We start from the raw sequence: 13393 nt of genomic DNA, 5'->3' as shown, positions 1-13393 counted from the left end.
TGGCGACAGAATGGTGAACTGTCCTCACTCACGGTTCACTCACGCACTCAACACCCAAGCAGGGCGGGGGCTTTGATGGACGCGCAGGAAGACGCGCTCACCGTGGAAGAGGCGGCGGAGAACTTCGCCGCCGAGGTCGCCCGCTGGCGCGAGGTGCGCGGCCTGTCGAAGAGGGCCCTCGCCGAGCGGATGGGTTTCCACCCCTCCTACGTCAGCCACGTGGAATCCGGTCGCCACAAGCCGACTGAGGACTTCGCCCGCCGCGCGGACGAGACGCTGAACGCGGGCAAGGCGATCTGGCGCAAGTGGAACGAGTACGAGACGGCCCGCGTCCGCCAGAGCACCGCGGCGGCCGCCGTGCCCCCACCCTGGCGGACCGAGCAGCCGTACGCCACCGGCTCGGCGATCGTCGTCGAGCACGATGCCGCCCGTCTCGACTACGACGGCAGCCTCTACCGGCTGACCATGCGCCGCCTGCTACGCAACACCGGCAACGCCCCGATCACCCGCTACCTGATCCGCATCTCCGTCGACCGCTACCCCGGCGACCCCGAGCGCTCCAACGCCCACTACCGCGCCCACCCGCTGACCTGGAATGAACTCGCGCTCACCGCGACCTGCCGCGGGGAGATCATGCGCTGGGAAGCCAAACACGACCGGGACGCCTTCAAGGAGGTGTGGCTGCTGTTCGACAACGACCAGGGCCGCTTCCCCCTCTACCCCGGCGATGCGGTGTGGATCGAATACGCCTACACCGTCAGCGACACCAAATGGGGCCGCTGGTTCCAACGAGCCGTACGGCTGCCCACCGAACACCTCGAAGTCGTCCTCGCCTTCCCCGCCACGCTCGATCCGGTCGTGTGGGGCACCGAGACATCGATGACCGCCGAGGCGTCCCCGCTGCCCAGCGCGCCCACACGACGCGAGGAGGACGGGAACCGCGTCTTCACCTGGTCGACCACCCGCCCGGCCCTGCACGCTCGCTATCGTCTCGAATGGCGGTTCCGGGCCCGACCTGAACCGGACGTGAATCAAGGGGAGTTCAAGTGACCGTGGCGCGGCCCAGCGAGCAGATGCGCAACCTCGGCGTCGTCCAGCAGGGCGCCCCCATCCTCACCGAGGTAGCGCGCCGGTTCGACCTGCCCTCCGAACGGGAGGCCGCCGAACAGGCCGTCGACCAGCTGTTCACCGCCATGGAGCGCATCGCCCAGGTGCACCCCTTCGCCAAGGGCATGGGCATCGCCGCCCCCCAGATCGGCGTCGGCCGCGCGGCCGCCGTCGTCCAGCCCGCCGAGCAGGGCGCCGGCGCCATCGTGCTCCTCAACCCCCGCGTCACCGACACCTCCGACGACACCGACGAGCAGTACGAGGGCTGTCTGTCGTTCTTCGACGTCCGCGGCATGGTCAAACGCCCCCTGAGCATCACCGTCGAGACCACGACGCTCGACGGCTCCACCGTCACAACGACGTACGAGCGGGGTCTCGCCCGACTCGTCCTCCACGAGGTCGATCACCTCTTCGGGATGCTGTACCTACGCCGCATGCAGCCCGGTGTCGACCCCATCCCCGTCGAGGAGTACCGGCAGACCGGCCGGACCTGGGCCTACGACAACTGACCCTCGTCCCATGGTCACCCACGTCGGCATCGCCGCCTGATTCCAGAGGGCGATGCCGCTGGCCGCTCCCGCCCGCCGAGGCGCGGGAACAGAAGCGGTACGCCCCTCTTGAAGACCGGCACGAGCGGCACGCCTTCCGGACAGGAAGGGCATCGAAACCCAAGGGCACTCAGCGAGCACTTCCACCAGCTCACCGGCCTTGCAGGCGGCCAGGTTCACCGCTGTCCCTGCTCGTTCTGACGGCCATCGCGAAGCATCATGGAGGGATGCGGATTCTTGAGGTGCTTCAGCGGAGTCGTTGGGCTTGGCCGACCAGTCCTCCTCCCACCGTTCCTCCTGCCGGACCGCCGTCGTTTCATTGCCCGCAGTGCAAGCGGACGGCACCCGACGGGCATACGGTCTGCGGCTCGTGCGGCTTCCGCTTGGTCGAGGAGGACAGGTGAAGGCTTTCCGAAAGCCTCACTTGGTGAGTCGGCGGTGGCAGACGGGACCGCACGACCCGCCCGGCCTGCGTCAAAGCCCTCGCTGACCAGTACATCTCTGTCCGTTTGGGGCTCGTGACACGTTCGTTAATGGCACCTGAATGCGGCAGGGTGTGACCATGGCTCACGGTTGCTCGATGTCCTGGTTGATGTTCAGGATGAGCGACGGCGGCGTGGCGGGACGGGCTGCGCTTGTGGTTCAGAGAAGGACCACGCAGCCGCGCTGCTCCAGTTCGGCGAGCAGGTGCGGGGAGGGCGTGCACGGGTTCCAGCGCAGGTCCAGCTTCTCCAGGGCGGGCATTTGTGCGACCCGGGCCGGCAGCTGGGCTATGCGGTTGGTGCGCAGGTCGAGCTGGCGAAGCCGAGGCAGGCGCGTCAGGGCCTCGGGCAGCTTGCTGAGTGCGTTCTCGCGCAGGTCCAGATGCCGTAGCTCGTGCAGTTCAGTGATCGAGTCGGGCAGGCTTGTCAGCTTGTTCCCACGGAGCCAGAGTTCGCGCAGCTTGTGGAGGCAGCCGATGCCGGTGGGCAAAGTGGTCAACTGGCTGTGCTGGGCGCGAAGTTCGATCAGTTCAGTCATCCGGCCGATGGTTTCGGGCAGGCCGGTCAGAGGGTTTTCCCCGACATTGAGGTAGCGCAGCCGCGTCAGGTTGCCCAGTGTGTCCGGGAGCCGGGAGAGGCTGTTGTCGTGCAGGTAGAGGCAGCCGCTGAGCCCGGCCAGGTCGCCCAGAGCATCAGGCAGCGACATGAGCTTGTTGTGGCCGAGGTCCAGGGTCGTGAGGCGGTGCAGCCGTCCGATCTTCGACGGGAGGTCCGTGAGCCCGTTGTCCGCCAGGATCAGCACCTGGATTTCGGTTCGTCGCCAGACAGACTCCGGCACTTCCCCGAGCTGTTGGCGCCAGAGGCTGAGTGTGGTGAGTGCGGGCTGCACGGCCTGGTGTCCCTTCCGTCGACGGTCAGGGTCCTGATTCTCGTGCGGGGTTGGGCCATGCGACGACGAAATCAGCCGGCTGCGGCCTGCTTCACTGCCCATTAGGAGTCGGTGCCGGTCTCGATGATCGTGCCGTTGAAGGTCAGCCGGTCGACGATGGCCGTGCAGAGCCGGGGATTGGTGAACGTTTGGTCCATCCTCCGAAGGCCTCGTTAGAGTAGCTGTCGATGCGGACCGAGATCCGGCTGTGCCGGTCCACCCGCAGCGCGAAGGTGCGGCTGATGCCGAACGGTTCTGGCGGTAACGGCTTCAACAGGGGCTGTTCGACGGCGAAGTAGTCGCCGACGGTGCGCGGCCGCCGGACGGGACCACGATCGGACAGAAGCGGGGCCACACACGACCTCTCGTGGGCAATTGCACGGGCCGCGCCGCCCACCCACCTCGAAGGCGAAAGAGTGTTCCATTTGTGAGGGGCGGCGGGTTAGGGTCGCGTTCTGCTGATCTTGTACGGAGGTGACCCAGATGGATCCCACCGGCCACACCCGCCGCGGCCGCCCTCCGGGCCCGCGAACCGCCGAGGGGGAGCTGACGAGCCGCCAGGCGGCCATCGTCCGCTACATCACGGCGTCGGTCGACCGGCAGGGCTATCCGCCGTCTATGCGGGAGATCGGCGGCGCTGTGGGCCTCGCCAGTACTTCATCGGTTGCCCACCAGCTGACGGCACTGGAGAGCAAGGGGGTTCTCTACCGCGACCCGCAGCGTCCCCGCGCCTACCGGGTCAGGCCCTCGTGGGCGCCCGACTTGGGCAGCCGCAGTGAAGCGCCGGTCGATGTGCCGCTCGTCGGCCGGATCGCCGCCGGCGCGCCACTGCTCGCCGAGGAGATGGTCGAGGACGTCTACTCGCTGCCCCGCCAAGTCGTCGGAGATGGCGATCTGTTCGCCCTGACAGTGTCCGGCGACTCCATGATCGATGCGGCCATCTGCGACGGCGACATCGTGACCGTACGGCGCCAGGACAGCGCCGACCACGGAGACATCGTCGCCGCTCTCCTGGACGACGAGGCCACTGTGAAGGTCTTGAAGCGACAGGACGGACAGGTGTGGCTGATGCCGCGAAACCCGATCTTCGAGCCGATCCCCGGCGACGAGGCACGCATCCTCGGCAAGGTCGTCGGCGTCCTGCGGCTTCTCTGAGCAGAAATCCCTTGGAGGAGAGCCGGTCAGTCATGCCACGCTGGCTCCTACCGAAGGGAGTCCTGCCGCCCCTGCCAGACGAAGTCGGCGAGAAGCCAGCCGGGTTCACCTCGCCGGCATCACACCGATCCCGACAGAGCTGATCTGCAGGCGGCTCCCTCAAAGCGGCACGCGCTCGGAGAGCTGTCCGCGCAGCCGTCCCCCAGCGGCAAGGATCGGTGAGGGTCCTAGCAGGATCGCCAGGTCGGTCGCGTGCCTCGCTTCGCGTACACCGCTCTACTGATACGGGACTGACGGGACTGGACTTGCCAGTTCCTGCGCGTCGCCCGCGGAACTTTGACCATCGGCGGCCGGTACATCGAAGCCAGAGCCCTGATGGGCACGGCGGCTTCTTCGGTTACGAGCTCCACACCCTGAGAACGCTCAGCTTCCCGGCAGCGAGGCGGCACCGCGATCCGGTTCCCGCGTTTGGGCCGGAGGCGACTGTGGTGGCCTGCGCCGCGGCGCACGATCGTCTCGACTGGAGAAGGGCACACCACGGCTTGTCGGTGACGAGCCTCGAATCTGGCAGCTCCAGCCCGCCAGGAAAAACGCGTGCGGTGGCCTTGGCTCGGGACTGAACGAGCTGGCCATCTTCAGTCCCGTTCAGTCCCGTCCCAGAAAAGCGCAGGTCAGAGCACCTTCTATGTCGGTGACGGGACTGACGGGACTCACCTTGGGGGTTATAACGATCAGGCGTGTGTGTATGCGCACGCGCATGTCCTACTACGTATGCAGCTTATAACTGCAAGTCTCGGTCCCGTCAGTCCCGTACTGCGCGGCGGTAGCACGCTGACCTGGTCTTTTGGTGGGGGACTGAATACGGGACTGAAGGTCTGCCTGGTCCGTTGGGTCCGTGAGTCCCGCAGGTGCAGCCCGTGGGATCGTTTCCCCCTGCCCCGGGCTGCGGGACTCACGGGACCGAACTTTCAACACGCGCCCGAGTGGCTCTGTCTCTCCAGCAGGTGTGCGCTACGCTCGGGACCGCGTCTGTACTCCTCAGTCCCGTCAGTCCCGTTGGTCCTACGGATTCACCTGTGACCAGCACTTCTGCGGACGGGACTGAAAACCGCCCCCGAGCAAGGACATCCTGTGCCAGCGACCGCGCCTACCGTCTCCGCGGAGCTCCAGAGGCTCCCCGCTGTGGCCAGCCGGTATACAGACAGCGAACGGTCGTTTTGCCCCCCAGCCGGCCCTGTCCGGAACTCTTTCTCCTTCCGGGGGAGCGCATGAGCAGTGCCGATCCCGTGCGCTTTGACGCAGTGGCAGCCGCAGAGCAGATGCGTCTTCATCTGCAGCCGTCGGACGGTCAGCTGTTGCTTCCGGCGCAGCAGTCCGACGATGCTCCGCCTTCCTCAGAAGCAAGGCCGGTGGGGCTGTTCCCTGATGAACTGACCGACCGTGCGATGGCCAAGCTGTTCGCGCGGATCTTCGCGGACCGCTTCCGCCATGTGGAAGGGCTGGGTTGGTATACCTGGGACGAGTACCGGTGGAAGCGAGTCGGCGGTGAGAAGGCTGCGATCTGGGCGGCGGGGGACCTGGCTGAGCAGATTCCGCGGACCGACCCGCGCGGCCTGTTCAGCGACGGGCAGTTGCAGGCCCACCGCCGCAGGACTCAGTCCACGGCCGGAGTGAAGGCGCTGCTGCAGCAGGCCCAGGCGGCCCCCGGGCTGAGCCTGGATCCTGATGTGCTGGACGGAGACATCTACGTCCTGTGCACCCCGGCCGGAGTGGTCGATCTGAAGACGGGGGAGCTGCGCAAACCTGACCCGCTCACCGACATGCACTCCCGGGCCACCACCGTCGCGCCTCAGCTGATGGCGACCCCCCGCTGGGACCGCTTCCTCAGCGACACCTTCGGCGACGATGACAAGGGCCGGGAGACGATCAGCTTCCTGCATCTGCTGCTGGGCTACTCCGTCACCGGAGACGTCGGCGCGCAGGTGCTGCCCTTCCTCTGGGGCTCCGGAGCGAACGGCAAGTCCGTTCTCCTGGACGTGATGATGCAGATCCTCGGGGAGTACGCCAACGCAGCCCCGCCCGGCTTCTTGATGGATCAGGGGAAATTCGCCGAGCACTCGACCGAGCTGACCGAACTGCATGGCCGGCGCATCGTGGTGTGCAGCGAACTGAAGCCGAACGACAAGTTCAACGAGGCCCGCGTCAAGCTTCTGACCGGCGGAGATGCCATCACGGCCCGTCGGATGCGGCAGGATTTCTTCACCTTCACCCCCACGCACAAACTGTGGCTGCTGGGCAACCACAAGCCCGAAGTCGGCACCGGCGGGCACGCCTTCTGGCGGCGCATGCGACTCATCCCATTCGAACGGAAGGTCCCCAACCACCGGAAGATCGACAACCTGGCCGCCGAACTCGTCCGCGACGAAGGCCCCGGCATCTTGCAGTGGCTCATCGACGGCGCCCGCCTCTACCTCAGCACCCGCGACTCCCTCGACGGCCCCGCCTCGGTACGCCTGGCGACCGCGGCGTACGAGCGGACCGAGGACCACATCGGCCGCTTCCTGGCTGAGCGGTGCACCATGGGCGAGGACGGACGCCCCGACCCCCGCCTGCGGGTCGAGCAGAAACTGCTGTACGTGACGTACACCAGATGGTGCGCTGACGAGGGCATCCAATCGGCGACATCCCGCGCCTTCGCTGGCCGTATCCGTCAGGAACTTGGTCTCGCCTCACCCGCGGAGATGATCAAGAACAACGATCGGAAGCTGTATCCCGGCCTGGCCCTGCTCAGTGACGTCATGGACGAGACGGTCCCCAGCCACGACGCGTCGTCGTACGCAGGTGGACAGCAGTGATGGTTCCTCGCAATCTGGGGTGTCCGGATGCGTGGCCGTACGATGAAGGGCGCGCACCAGCCCGCGCGGGCACGATGCAGCCAGGCACCAGTGGCACGAACGCCCGCGGGACCAACAGGCTGGACGACGAGAACGAGGAGGGTCTGCAGCCATGAGCTCGATGCTGGAGGACGGCCAGCTCACCGGTGAAGCGGAAGTGGTGTGGCTGGAGAACCTGGACACCATCGACTACGTCCGACAGGCTCTGGACAAGGTCACCACCCGGACCGGCAAGCCCCGCTACTCCCGCGACGGTCGCCTCGTCGGCTACACCACCCTCGCCGCAGGCGCTGAACGCGACCCTGACAGCGGTCTTTTCCCCCGACGGACCTTCTTCCTGCTTCCGCATGACCGCGACAGCGACCCCACCGGGGACTATCAAGTGGGCGCCCCCGGCGAGGCCGTCGATCCGCGCACCATCGAGCCCGGGAGAGCCGGCGCCAAGACGCCACGCTCGCAGACCGGCCATGCAGCGGAAATAGCGCCCGCCGGATCCTGACCCGCGTACGCCGCTGCGCCCCCGGATCACCTGCCGACAGCAAGACGGGCGAGCCCCGTTCGGTCCCGTCCATGAAGTCGCAGATCAGGGGCGGGTCGGTGGCTGCTACGGGACTGACGGGACTGAACCGAGCGGTCCGACTCTTGGGCACCTCGGTGGCCGCCCCCTTGCCGGAGGGCCGTGGAGGCTCATTCGGCCCCGTTCATAGAGTCGCAGATCAGGGGCCGGTTGGCGGGTGCTACGGGACTGACGGGACTGGACTTGGCGGTCCGGCCGTGGGGGTGCGCCTCGGCGCCTCGGGTAAATGCAAGCAGGTCCCGGCGCCGGTGCCGGGACCCGTGCTGCTGCTCGACGTCGTACCGTCAGGCGCCTGGCGCGCTCCGGGTCACGTGCCCGATGAAGGTGAATCGGAAGCGGCACGACCACCATGCGGGCCACGGTCGTCAGCGTGACGTACCCAACGGCAGCAGAAGCCGGCAGGAAAGAGATCACTTCGGGTCGATACGCCCTCATCCGTCTCACTGTGAAGAACACCAGCACGACTGCCGGAGAGTTCTCCGGCACCCTTGCGACGTGGGAGAAGGCCGGCGAAGGTCCGGTAGAGGCGAACGCGCAAAGCAACTCCGGCGGGTTCGCGCAGCTCAACAGGACATATGGGCCCGGCCAGTCGGAGACCGGGAACGTCATCCTTCAGGTCGGCGCGAAGGCTGGGACGGTCACGTTCCTCGACGCCATCGAGAACCCGGTCTCAACCCCCTCGACCCCCCGGCCTCTCTGTTCAAGGTCGCGATGCCCTGATAGGGATCTCCCCTGATGCCAAGGGCCGTGGCCGTGTGAGAATCCGTCTTTGAACCGTTGATCGATCGCTGCGCCAAGGACGGTGACTTTGGTGAGGGCGTGTCGTTGCGGTGACGTGGCGTATGAACGTCTTGATTCAGCGATGCAGCAACTGATCTCGTCCCGGACCCAGTTGGAGAACCTCGCCGCAGTCCTCGCCCCCGAGCAGTTGACCAGCGCCGCCCCAGAAGAACGCGCGGCCCGTGCGGAGCTGTGCATGGACGCCATCAAGCTCCTGGAGGACGCCGAACTGGCCGTCGACTCTGGTGAACCTATGGAGGTCGTCGTGGCGCTGGTCAACGCAATTGACGGGCTGGCGGTCCAGCTGCGAGACCGAGTCCTGGACGACGTCGTGGCGTCTAGTCCGGCGCCCGATCACCTGCCATGACGGATCGGACAGCCTGGATAGCTCTCGTTGGCCGGGGTGCCGCTGCGGTGGGATAGGCAGGCTGCCGGGTGAGACGTCGGGTCATCAACGTGACGGCCGCGACGCGTCACACACCACCTTGCCCGCGATCTCCGGCGTCGCTCCGTATGTGTGGATGAGTGCGATCGCTGGATCGCCACCGACAGCCTCAGCGACACGCACTGTCCCCAGCACTTCGGACGCTGACGCCAGGACTTCGTGCGCCCATCCCTCGTTCCGCCCCGCGGCCTCTACAACCCGCTCGGTGAACCGAACCGTCCAGGCATCATCGGCGTACTCAGGCCATCAACTCCGCCACGAGGCGCCCCGCGATCATCGCGGCCGGAAAGCTCAAGTGGAGGCTGAGCGCGCGAGTCTCCAGATCATCAGTCATGCCGGTCCAACGACTCTGCCGTCCCACCAGTCGCGCGCTCGAGGCTCAAAGATGGGTTCTGAGGGGTCCGCGGCGGGGCTCGCAGTACTCCTTGGTGCTGTGACGTGTGGTCAGTTTGTGTCCGCTGCGCGAGGCGCAGGCGATCTTACCGCTGTCCTCTGAGGGCACCTGATCCCCCTAAGCGGCTGCGAGCTCAAGGAGTGCGGTGACGCCCTGGGCCTGCCGGTAGGGGTGGAAGCGGGGGAGCAGGTCGTCGACAAGCTTGATGCAGCGGGGTGCTCCCAGGCGGCGGGCGAGGATCAGGGATTCGATGGCGGCGGCCGCTGCGGGCTCGGGCTCGTGCTGGTCGAGGTGGCTGGCGGCCCTGTAGGCGAGGAAAACGCCGCGGGTCTTGTCCCTCGCTGCGGGCAGGAGGCGTTCGCCTTCGGTGATGAGGTGGTGGGCGCGGGCGGTGTCGCCGAGGTCGAGGAGGGTCTGGCCGGAGTCGACGGCGAGGTCGGCTTCGGAGATCCACGCGCACCAGGCGGGGCGGTCGGCGCCGGTGGCGCCGAGGTGCTGCTCGGCCGCGGCGAGGGCGCGCAGGGCGCCGCGTCGTTCCTGCTGCGCGGCGAGGGCGCGGGCGAGGCGCAGGTGGAGCAGGCAGCGGGCGGCCGGGTTGTCGGCGCGGGTCAGGGCGTGGTGGAGGATGTGCGCGGCGGTGGTGGGGTCGCCGCGCCAGGCGGCCTGGTAGGCGAGGTCGCCCAGGAGGCCGGCGCCGAGGTCGTGGTCGCCTGCGGCGTGGGCGTTGTGCAGTGCGGCGATCCAGTACTGGCTGGCGTAGGTGTGCCGGCCGAGGTCGAAGCGGTGCCAGGCGATGTTCTGGGCGAGGGACGCGGCCAGGGCGTGCAGGCGTCGTCCGACGGCGGGCGCGTAGCGGCCGTGGGCGAGCAGGTCGGTGACGGTGGACAGGTGCGCATCCAGCAGGGTGAGGGTGTGCTGGCGCTGCTCGGTGCCGAGGCCGGCGAGCTGGTGGGTGCTGTTCTCTAGGAAGGTGACGAGGTCCTCGCCGACCGGTTTGCCGTCGCGGGCCTGGGCGAGTGCGCCGGTGGCGCCGACGGCCCAGTCCACGGCGAGCGCCGTCACGGCGGTGCCGGAGATCGATCGGGCCGCGCTCGACCGCTGCGCGGGCCTGGCCCGGTCAGGTGAATCCCCAGCCAACGGTGCCGACTGGCGGCCGGACCTCAAAGGCACAGTCGGCCAGGACCGGGACTCATTGCGGAAGGCCAGCCGGCTGATATGACCAGTTCGCCGAACTCCCCTGACAGCGCACGGGTGTTGGAGGCAATCATCCAGACGGCGCCGGCCACCGATCCCCAATGGCAGGAACAACTCGACAGGCTCCGCCCGATCGCTTCGTACGTTTTGGAGACGAAGACCTGGCACGCCCGCCTCGGCACCCTCGACCTCGCCGGCGTTCAGCTGCTGCAGACCCTTGTCGGTGCCGCGCGTGTCCACGGCACCGAGGTGCACCTGACAGCCGTGCCGGTTCCGGCGCACTGGGACGGCCCTGTCTTGCCGAGGAGCCGGGCGTGGCCGCTGTTTTGACGGTGCAGGCCGATCGAGGGCGACCGCTTGGCCAACTGCCGCTGGCCTGAGGAGCCCGCGCCGGGCGAGGACCTCGAACACGCTGTCGGCGACAAGGAGGCAGTCCGCGCGGGTGCGGTGCTCGTCCGCGATCGCGTCGAAGACATAGACCAGCCGGGCGACTTCTTCTCGCACCGGCCGTCCGCTGCCCTCCGGGACACGCAGATCCCGGCATCCGTCGTTGGCCATCGTCACTCCAGGGCAGGGGATGCCCACCCTCGCCTGCCGCTGCCGTACCTTATGTCGCACGACGTCCACGGGCGTCATCTGGACGATCGCCTGGGTCCACATAGCGGGCGGACGAGGCTCGGGAGGTGATGGCGAGGGCGGCTGGATAGAGCATCTGGCGCCCGTAGCGGGCGCGGGCGCGATCGGCGACGGCTTCGATCGCGAGGGGCTTGTCGTCGCCGGCATCGAGGGTGAGCTGCCGGGTGGCCTGGTCGGCGGGTCGAAGGGCGTCTGCGCGCAGCGAGATGCTGCGGACCCGGGCGCGTTGGAGGCCGAGCGAGTCGTACACCGAAGTGCGCGGGTTCGCAGATTCCTGAGGCCGTTCGAGGCGGAACTCGGTTCGCCGAGGCAGGTCGATGCCGGGGACGCTACGGGTTCACGGCTGGCAGGCGCCGTGACCAGGCCGTACACCCTGTGGCTGAGAGATCGTTGTGAAGGTGAGCTCAAAGTTCACATACAAGTTGTCACCTGATTCACAGCACTGATTTATCAAATCCGCCCTACAGTGGGGGCACGCGAGAGTGACGCATCCAGTACAGATAGTCACGACCGCTATACAGAGAGCGGGGGCCGACCTGGATTGGCCGACCCCCGGGACGGATTCGCCGGACTGGTGAGACCTGGCCTTTTACTTGATCAGCTCCAGTGTCAGCTGGAGCAGGGCGATCACGAAGGTCCAGAACTCCCAGTTCGGCGGTTCTTCTTCGAGCACGGTTTCACCTCCTTCCGTCCAGCTGGACCAGAAGGTCGGCGATGCCCGAAGCGCCGTTAGGGACAGACTCTAGAGCGCCGGACGCTCCTCAACAGCCGTGCGCATGGAAAACAAGGCACATGTGTGTTGTTCCCCACGTTCGTCACTCTGTGTTTGCTTTTTCGATCAGCGCGTGACAGGCCTTCCGGTCCTCTCCGGATGGGCGGCCCGGACGTACTTCATCGCCGTCTCCGCCGCGATGCCGAACAGTCTCATCAAGTGCACCGGGTCGCCGGTCAGCTGGGCCTCGTGCAGGACTCGGTCCTGCCATAGGGTCCGGGCGGGGATGCCGATCTTCTCGAAGACGTGTTGCAACAGCCCGTCGCTGACCGGGGGTTGGGCGATGTCCAGGGCGGTCTGGCTGGTGACCAGCAGATGGGGGTTGGTGGAGGTCGGCCAGCTCTGCTGACGCTCGCGGAGCCAGTCGGTGAGGAGCTCGGCTGTGAGCGGATCGAGATAGACGGTCCGGCGGTGATACCGGTGCTTGATGATCAACTGGCCGCGGGTGAGGTCGACGTCGTCGAGGCGGACATTGGCGGCCTGGGTGGGGGTGACCGCATGGATGGTGACCAGGCCCAGCAGCAGCCGGTGCAGGGGAGTCCGGGCCTGTCCCATCAGCACGGCCAGCCGGTCGCTCGGCACCGACGCCGGCAGGGTGACCACGCCGGGCAGGGTGACGCCTCGGGTCGGGTCCCGGAAGATCACACGCTCCTGTTTGAGGCCCCTGAAGAGGCTGCGGAGAGCGTGGTGAGCGGCCCGCGCTGCTCCCGGCTTCCTGGCGTCGAGGACGTCCTTGAACTCCTCGGTGGTGATGGACCGCAAGGTGTCCGTGCGGGTGGTCCACTCCTCCAGGACGGGCCGGACGATCCGCACATAGACCAGGATGCGACGGGACGACAGGGGCGGGTGCTCCCGCCTGCCCTCGCCCTTCAACACCTGGACCCAGGAACGAAGTTCGTCCCTCATCGGGACCGGGAACCGGTCGATGATCTTCCGGACGGTCTGGGCATCGCGATCAATCTGGCGGGAGGGATCGGGCTCCAGCAGGCCGCGTTCGGCGAGAAACCAGATCACCCGCTGCCCGCTGATATTGGGATCGAGGGTGGCCAGGGCCTGCAGGTCGCGCTCGGAGACGGGGGCCGCGGCGCCGAGCCACGCAAGGACGATCCGCAGGGCACGGAGGGATGCCTTATGCCCATGAGGATTCGGATCGATCAGGCGGCTCTGCCGCCGCGAGACGCGGGTGAACTCTCGTGCGATCCGTTCGGACTCCGGGGTCAGGGAGGGCAGTTCGGCTGCGGTGAGACGGGCCACCTGGCTCCAGTCCCGGTCCATGTCGAACAAGGTCCGCTGATGCGGATTGATCAGGTGGTCCGAGGTTGGTGGACGTGGTCGCCTGCGCCGTTGCCGTTGCGCCTCGCGGGACCGCGACGGGTGACGGTCGGGTGACTGCCTGTTCTCTATCCGCTCGTGTGGTCGGTGTGGTTCGAACGGGGTGCTGGTTCGGGTGAGTTGAGCGGTGTTGAGGCATGAAGGAAGGG

12 protein-coding genes and 1 pseudogene are annotated in these 13393 nt (G+C 67.4%); 8 read left to right on the top strand and 5 right to left on the bottom strand.

Features of this window, described 5'->3' with window-relative positions:
- Positions 1-75 precede the first annotated feature (75 nt).
- Positions 76-1050 carry a helix-turn-helix transcriptional regulator gene (locus tag ABZ928_RS52030; RefSeq protein ID WP_361536633.1) on the top strand — a complete coding sequence of 325 codons (975 nt, stop codon included), beginning with the start codon at positions 76-78 and terminating at the stop codon, positions 1048-1050.
- Positions 1047-1616, top strand: coding sequence for a peptide deformylase (locus tag ABZ928_RS52025; RefSeq protein WP_361536631.1), 570 nt, complete (start codon positions 1047-1049; stop codon positions 1614-1616). Before ABZ928_RS52030 ends, ABZ928_RS52025 begins: the two co-directional genes overlap by 4 nt.
- 681 nt (positions 1617-2297) lie before the next feature.
- Here ABZ928_RS52025 and ABZ928_RS52020 read toward each other — a convergent pair.
- Positions 2298-3026 carry a leucine-rich repeat domain-containing protein gene (locus ABZ928_RS52020; protein WP_361536629.1) on the bottom strand — a complete coding sequence of 243 codons (729 nt, stop codon included), beginning with the start codon at positions 3024-3026 and terminating at the stop codon, positions 2298-2300.
- A 101-nt stretch (positions 3027-3127) separates the two neighbouring features.
- A pseudogene (locus ABZ928_RS52015) lies at positions 3128-3243 on the bottom strand (ATP-binding protein); the annotation flags it as partial.
- Positions 3244-3548: 305 nt separating this feature from the next.
- Between ABZ928_RS52015 and lexA the strand changes: the two are divergent.
- From lexA to ABZ928_RS51990, 5 genes are all read left to right on the top strand, one after another.
- Positions 3549-4220: a transcriptional repressor LexA gene (lexA, locus tag ABZ928_RS52010; protein WP_361536627.1), complete on the top strand. Its 672-nt coding sequence runs from the start codon at positions 3549-3551 to the stop codon at positions 4218-4220.
- 1268 nt (positions 4221-5488) lie between these two features.
- Positions 5489-7075, top strand: coding sequence for a phage/plasmid primase, P4 family (locus ABZ928_RS52005; protein WP_361536681.1), 1587 nt, complete (start codon positions 5489-5491; stop codon positions 7073-7075).
- A gap of 151 nt (positions 7076-7226) precedes the next feature.
- Positions 7227-7613 carry a DUF6009 family protein gene (locus ABZ928_RS52000; protein WP_361536625.1) on the top strand — a complete coding sequence of 129 codons (387 nt, stop codon included), beginning with the start codon at positions 7227-7229 and terminating at the stop codon, positions 7611-7613.
- 448 nt (positions 7614-8061) lie between these two features.
- Positions 8062-8427 carry a hypothetical protein gene (locus tag ABZ928_RS51995; RefSeq protein ID WP_361536623.1) on the top strand — a complete coding sequence of 122 codons (366 nt, stop codon included), beginning with the start codon at positions 8062-8064 and terminating at the stop codon, positions 8425-8427.
- 126 nt (positions 8428-8553) lie between these two features.
- A complete protein-coding gene (locus ABZ928_RS51990) occupies positions 8554-8838 on the top strand; it encodes a hypothetical protein (protein ID WP_361536621.1) in 285 nt (94 codons plus the stop codon).
- A 589-nt stretch (positions 8839-9427) separates the two neighbouring features.
- Here the strand turns inward: ABZ928_RS51990 and ABZ928_RS51985 are convergent.
- On the bottom strand, positions 9428-10372 hold the full coding sequence (locus tag ABZ928_RS51985; RefSeq protein ID WP_361536619.1) for an XRE family transcriptional regulator: 945 nt from the start codon (positions 10370-10372) through the stop codon (positions 9428-9430).
- A gap of 153 nt (positions 10373-10525) precedes the next feature.
- Here ABZ928_RS51985 and ABZ928_RS51980 point away from each other — a divergent pair, with 153 nt between their 5' ends.
- Positions 10526-10834, top strand: coding sequence for a hypothetical protein (locus ABZ928_RS51980; protein WP_361536617.1), 309 nt, complete (start codon positions 10526-10528; stop codon positions 10832-10834).
- 277 nt (positions 10835-11111) lie between these two features.
- Here the strand turns inward: ABZ928_RS51980 and ABZ928_RS51975 are convergent, their stop codons facing one another.
- Both ABZ928_RS51975 and ABZ928_RS51970 read right to left on the bottom strand, forming a co-directional pair.
- Positions 11112-11390 (bottom strand): hypothetical protein, encoded by a 279-nt coding sequence (locus ABZ928_RS51975; RefSeq protein ID WP_361536615.1) that lies wholly within the window; start codon positions 11388-11390, stop codon positions 11112-11114.
- Positions 11391-11978: 588 nt separating this feature from the next.
- The gene (locus tag ABZ928_RS51970) at positions 11979-13187 is read right to left on the bottom strand and encodes a hypothetical protein (RefSeq protein WP_361536613.1); all 1209 of its coding nucleotides are present in this window, start codon (positions 13185-13187) and stop codon (positions 11979-11981) included.
- Positions 13188-13393 lie beyond the last annotated feature (206 nt).

Source organism: Streptomyces sp. NPDC046909 (genome assembly GCF_040644695.1).
In the GTDB taxonomy this organism is placed as follows: domain Bacteria; phylum Actinomycetota; class Actinomycetes; order Streptomycetales; family Streptomycetaceae; genus Streptomyces.
The sequence above is the reverse complement of the archived record's forward strand: the minus strand, read 5'-3'. Positions and strand labels throughout refer to the sequence as shown.

Excerpts from the sequence above, each read along its gene's own strand:
- ABZ928_RS52030 (WP_361536633.1), top strand. The coding sequence starts at position 76 with ATGGACGCGCAGGAAGACGCGCTCACCGTGGAAGAGGCGGCGGAGAAC.
- lexA (WP_361536627.1), top strand. The coding sequence starts at position 3,549 with ATGGATCCCACCGGCCACACCCGCCGCGGCCGCCCTCCGGGCCCGCGA.
- ABZ928_RS52005 (WP_361536681.1), top strand. The coding sequence starts at position 5,489 with ATGAGCAGTGCCGATCCCGTGCGCTTTGACGCAGTGGCAGCCGCAGAG.
- ABZ928_RS52000 (WP_361536625.1), top strand. The coding sequence starts at position 7,227 with ATGAGCTCGATGCTGGAGGACGGCCAGCTCACCGGTGAAGCGGAAGTG.
- ABZ928_RS51990 (WP_361536621.1), top strand. The coding sequence starts at position 8,554 with ATGCAGCAACTGATCTCGTCCCGGACCCAGTTGGAGAACCTCGCCGCA.
- ABZ928_RS51980 (WP_361536617.1), top strand. The coding sequence starts at position 10,526 with ATGACCAGTTCGCCGAACTCCCCTGACAGCGCACGGGTGTTGGAGGCA.
- ABZ928_RS51970 (WP_361536613.1), bottom strand. The coding sequence starts at position 13,187 with ATGGACCGGGACTGGAGCCAGGTGGCCCGTCTCACCGCAGCCGAACTG.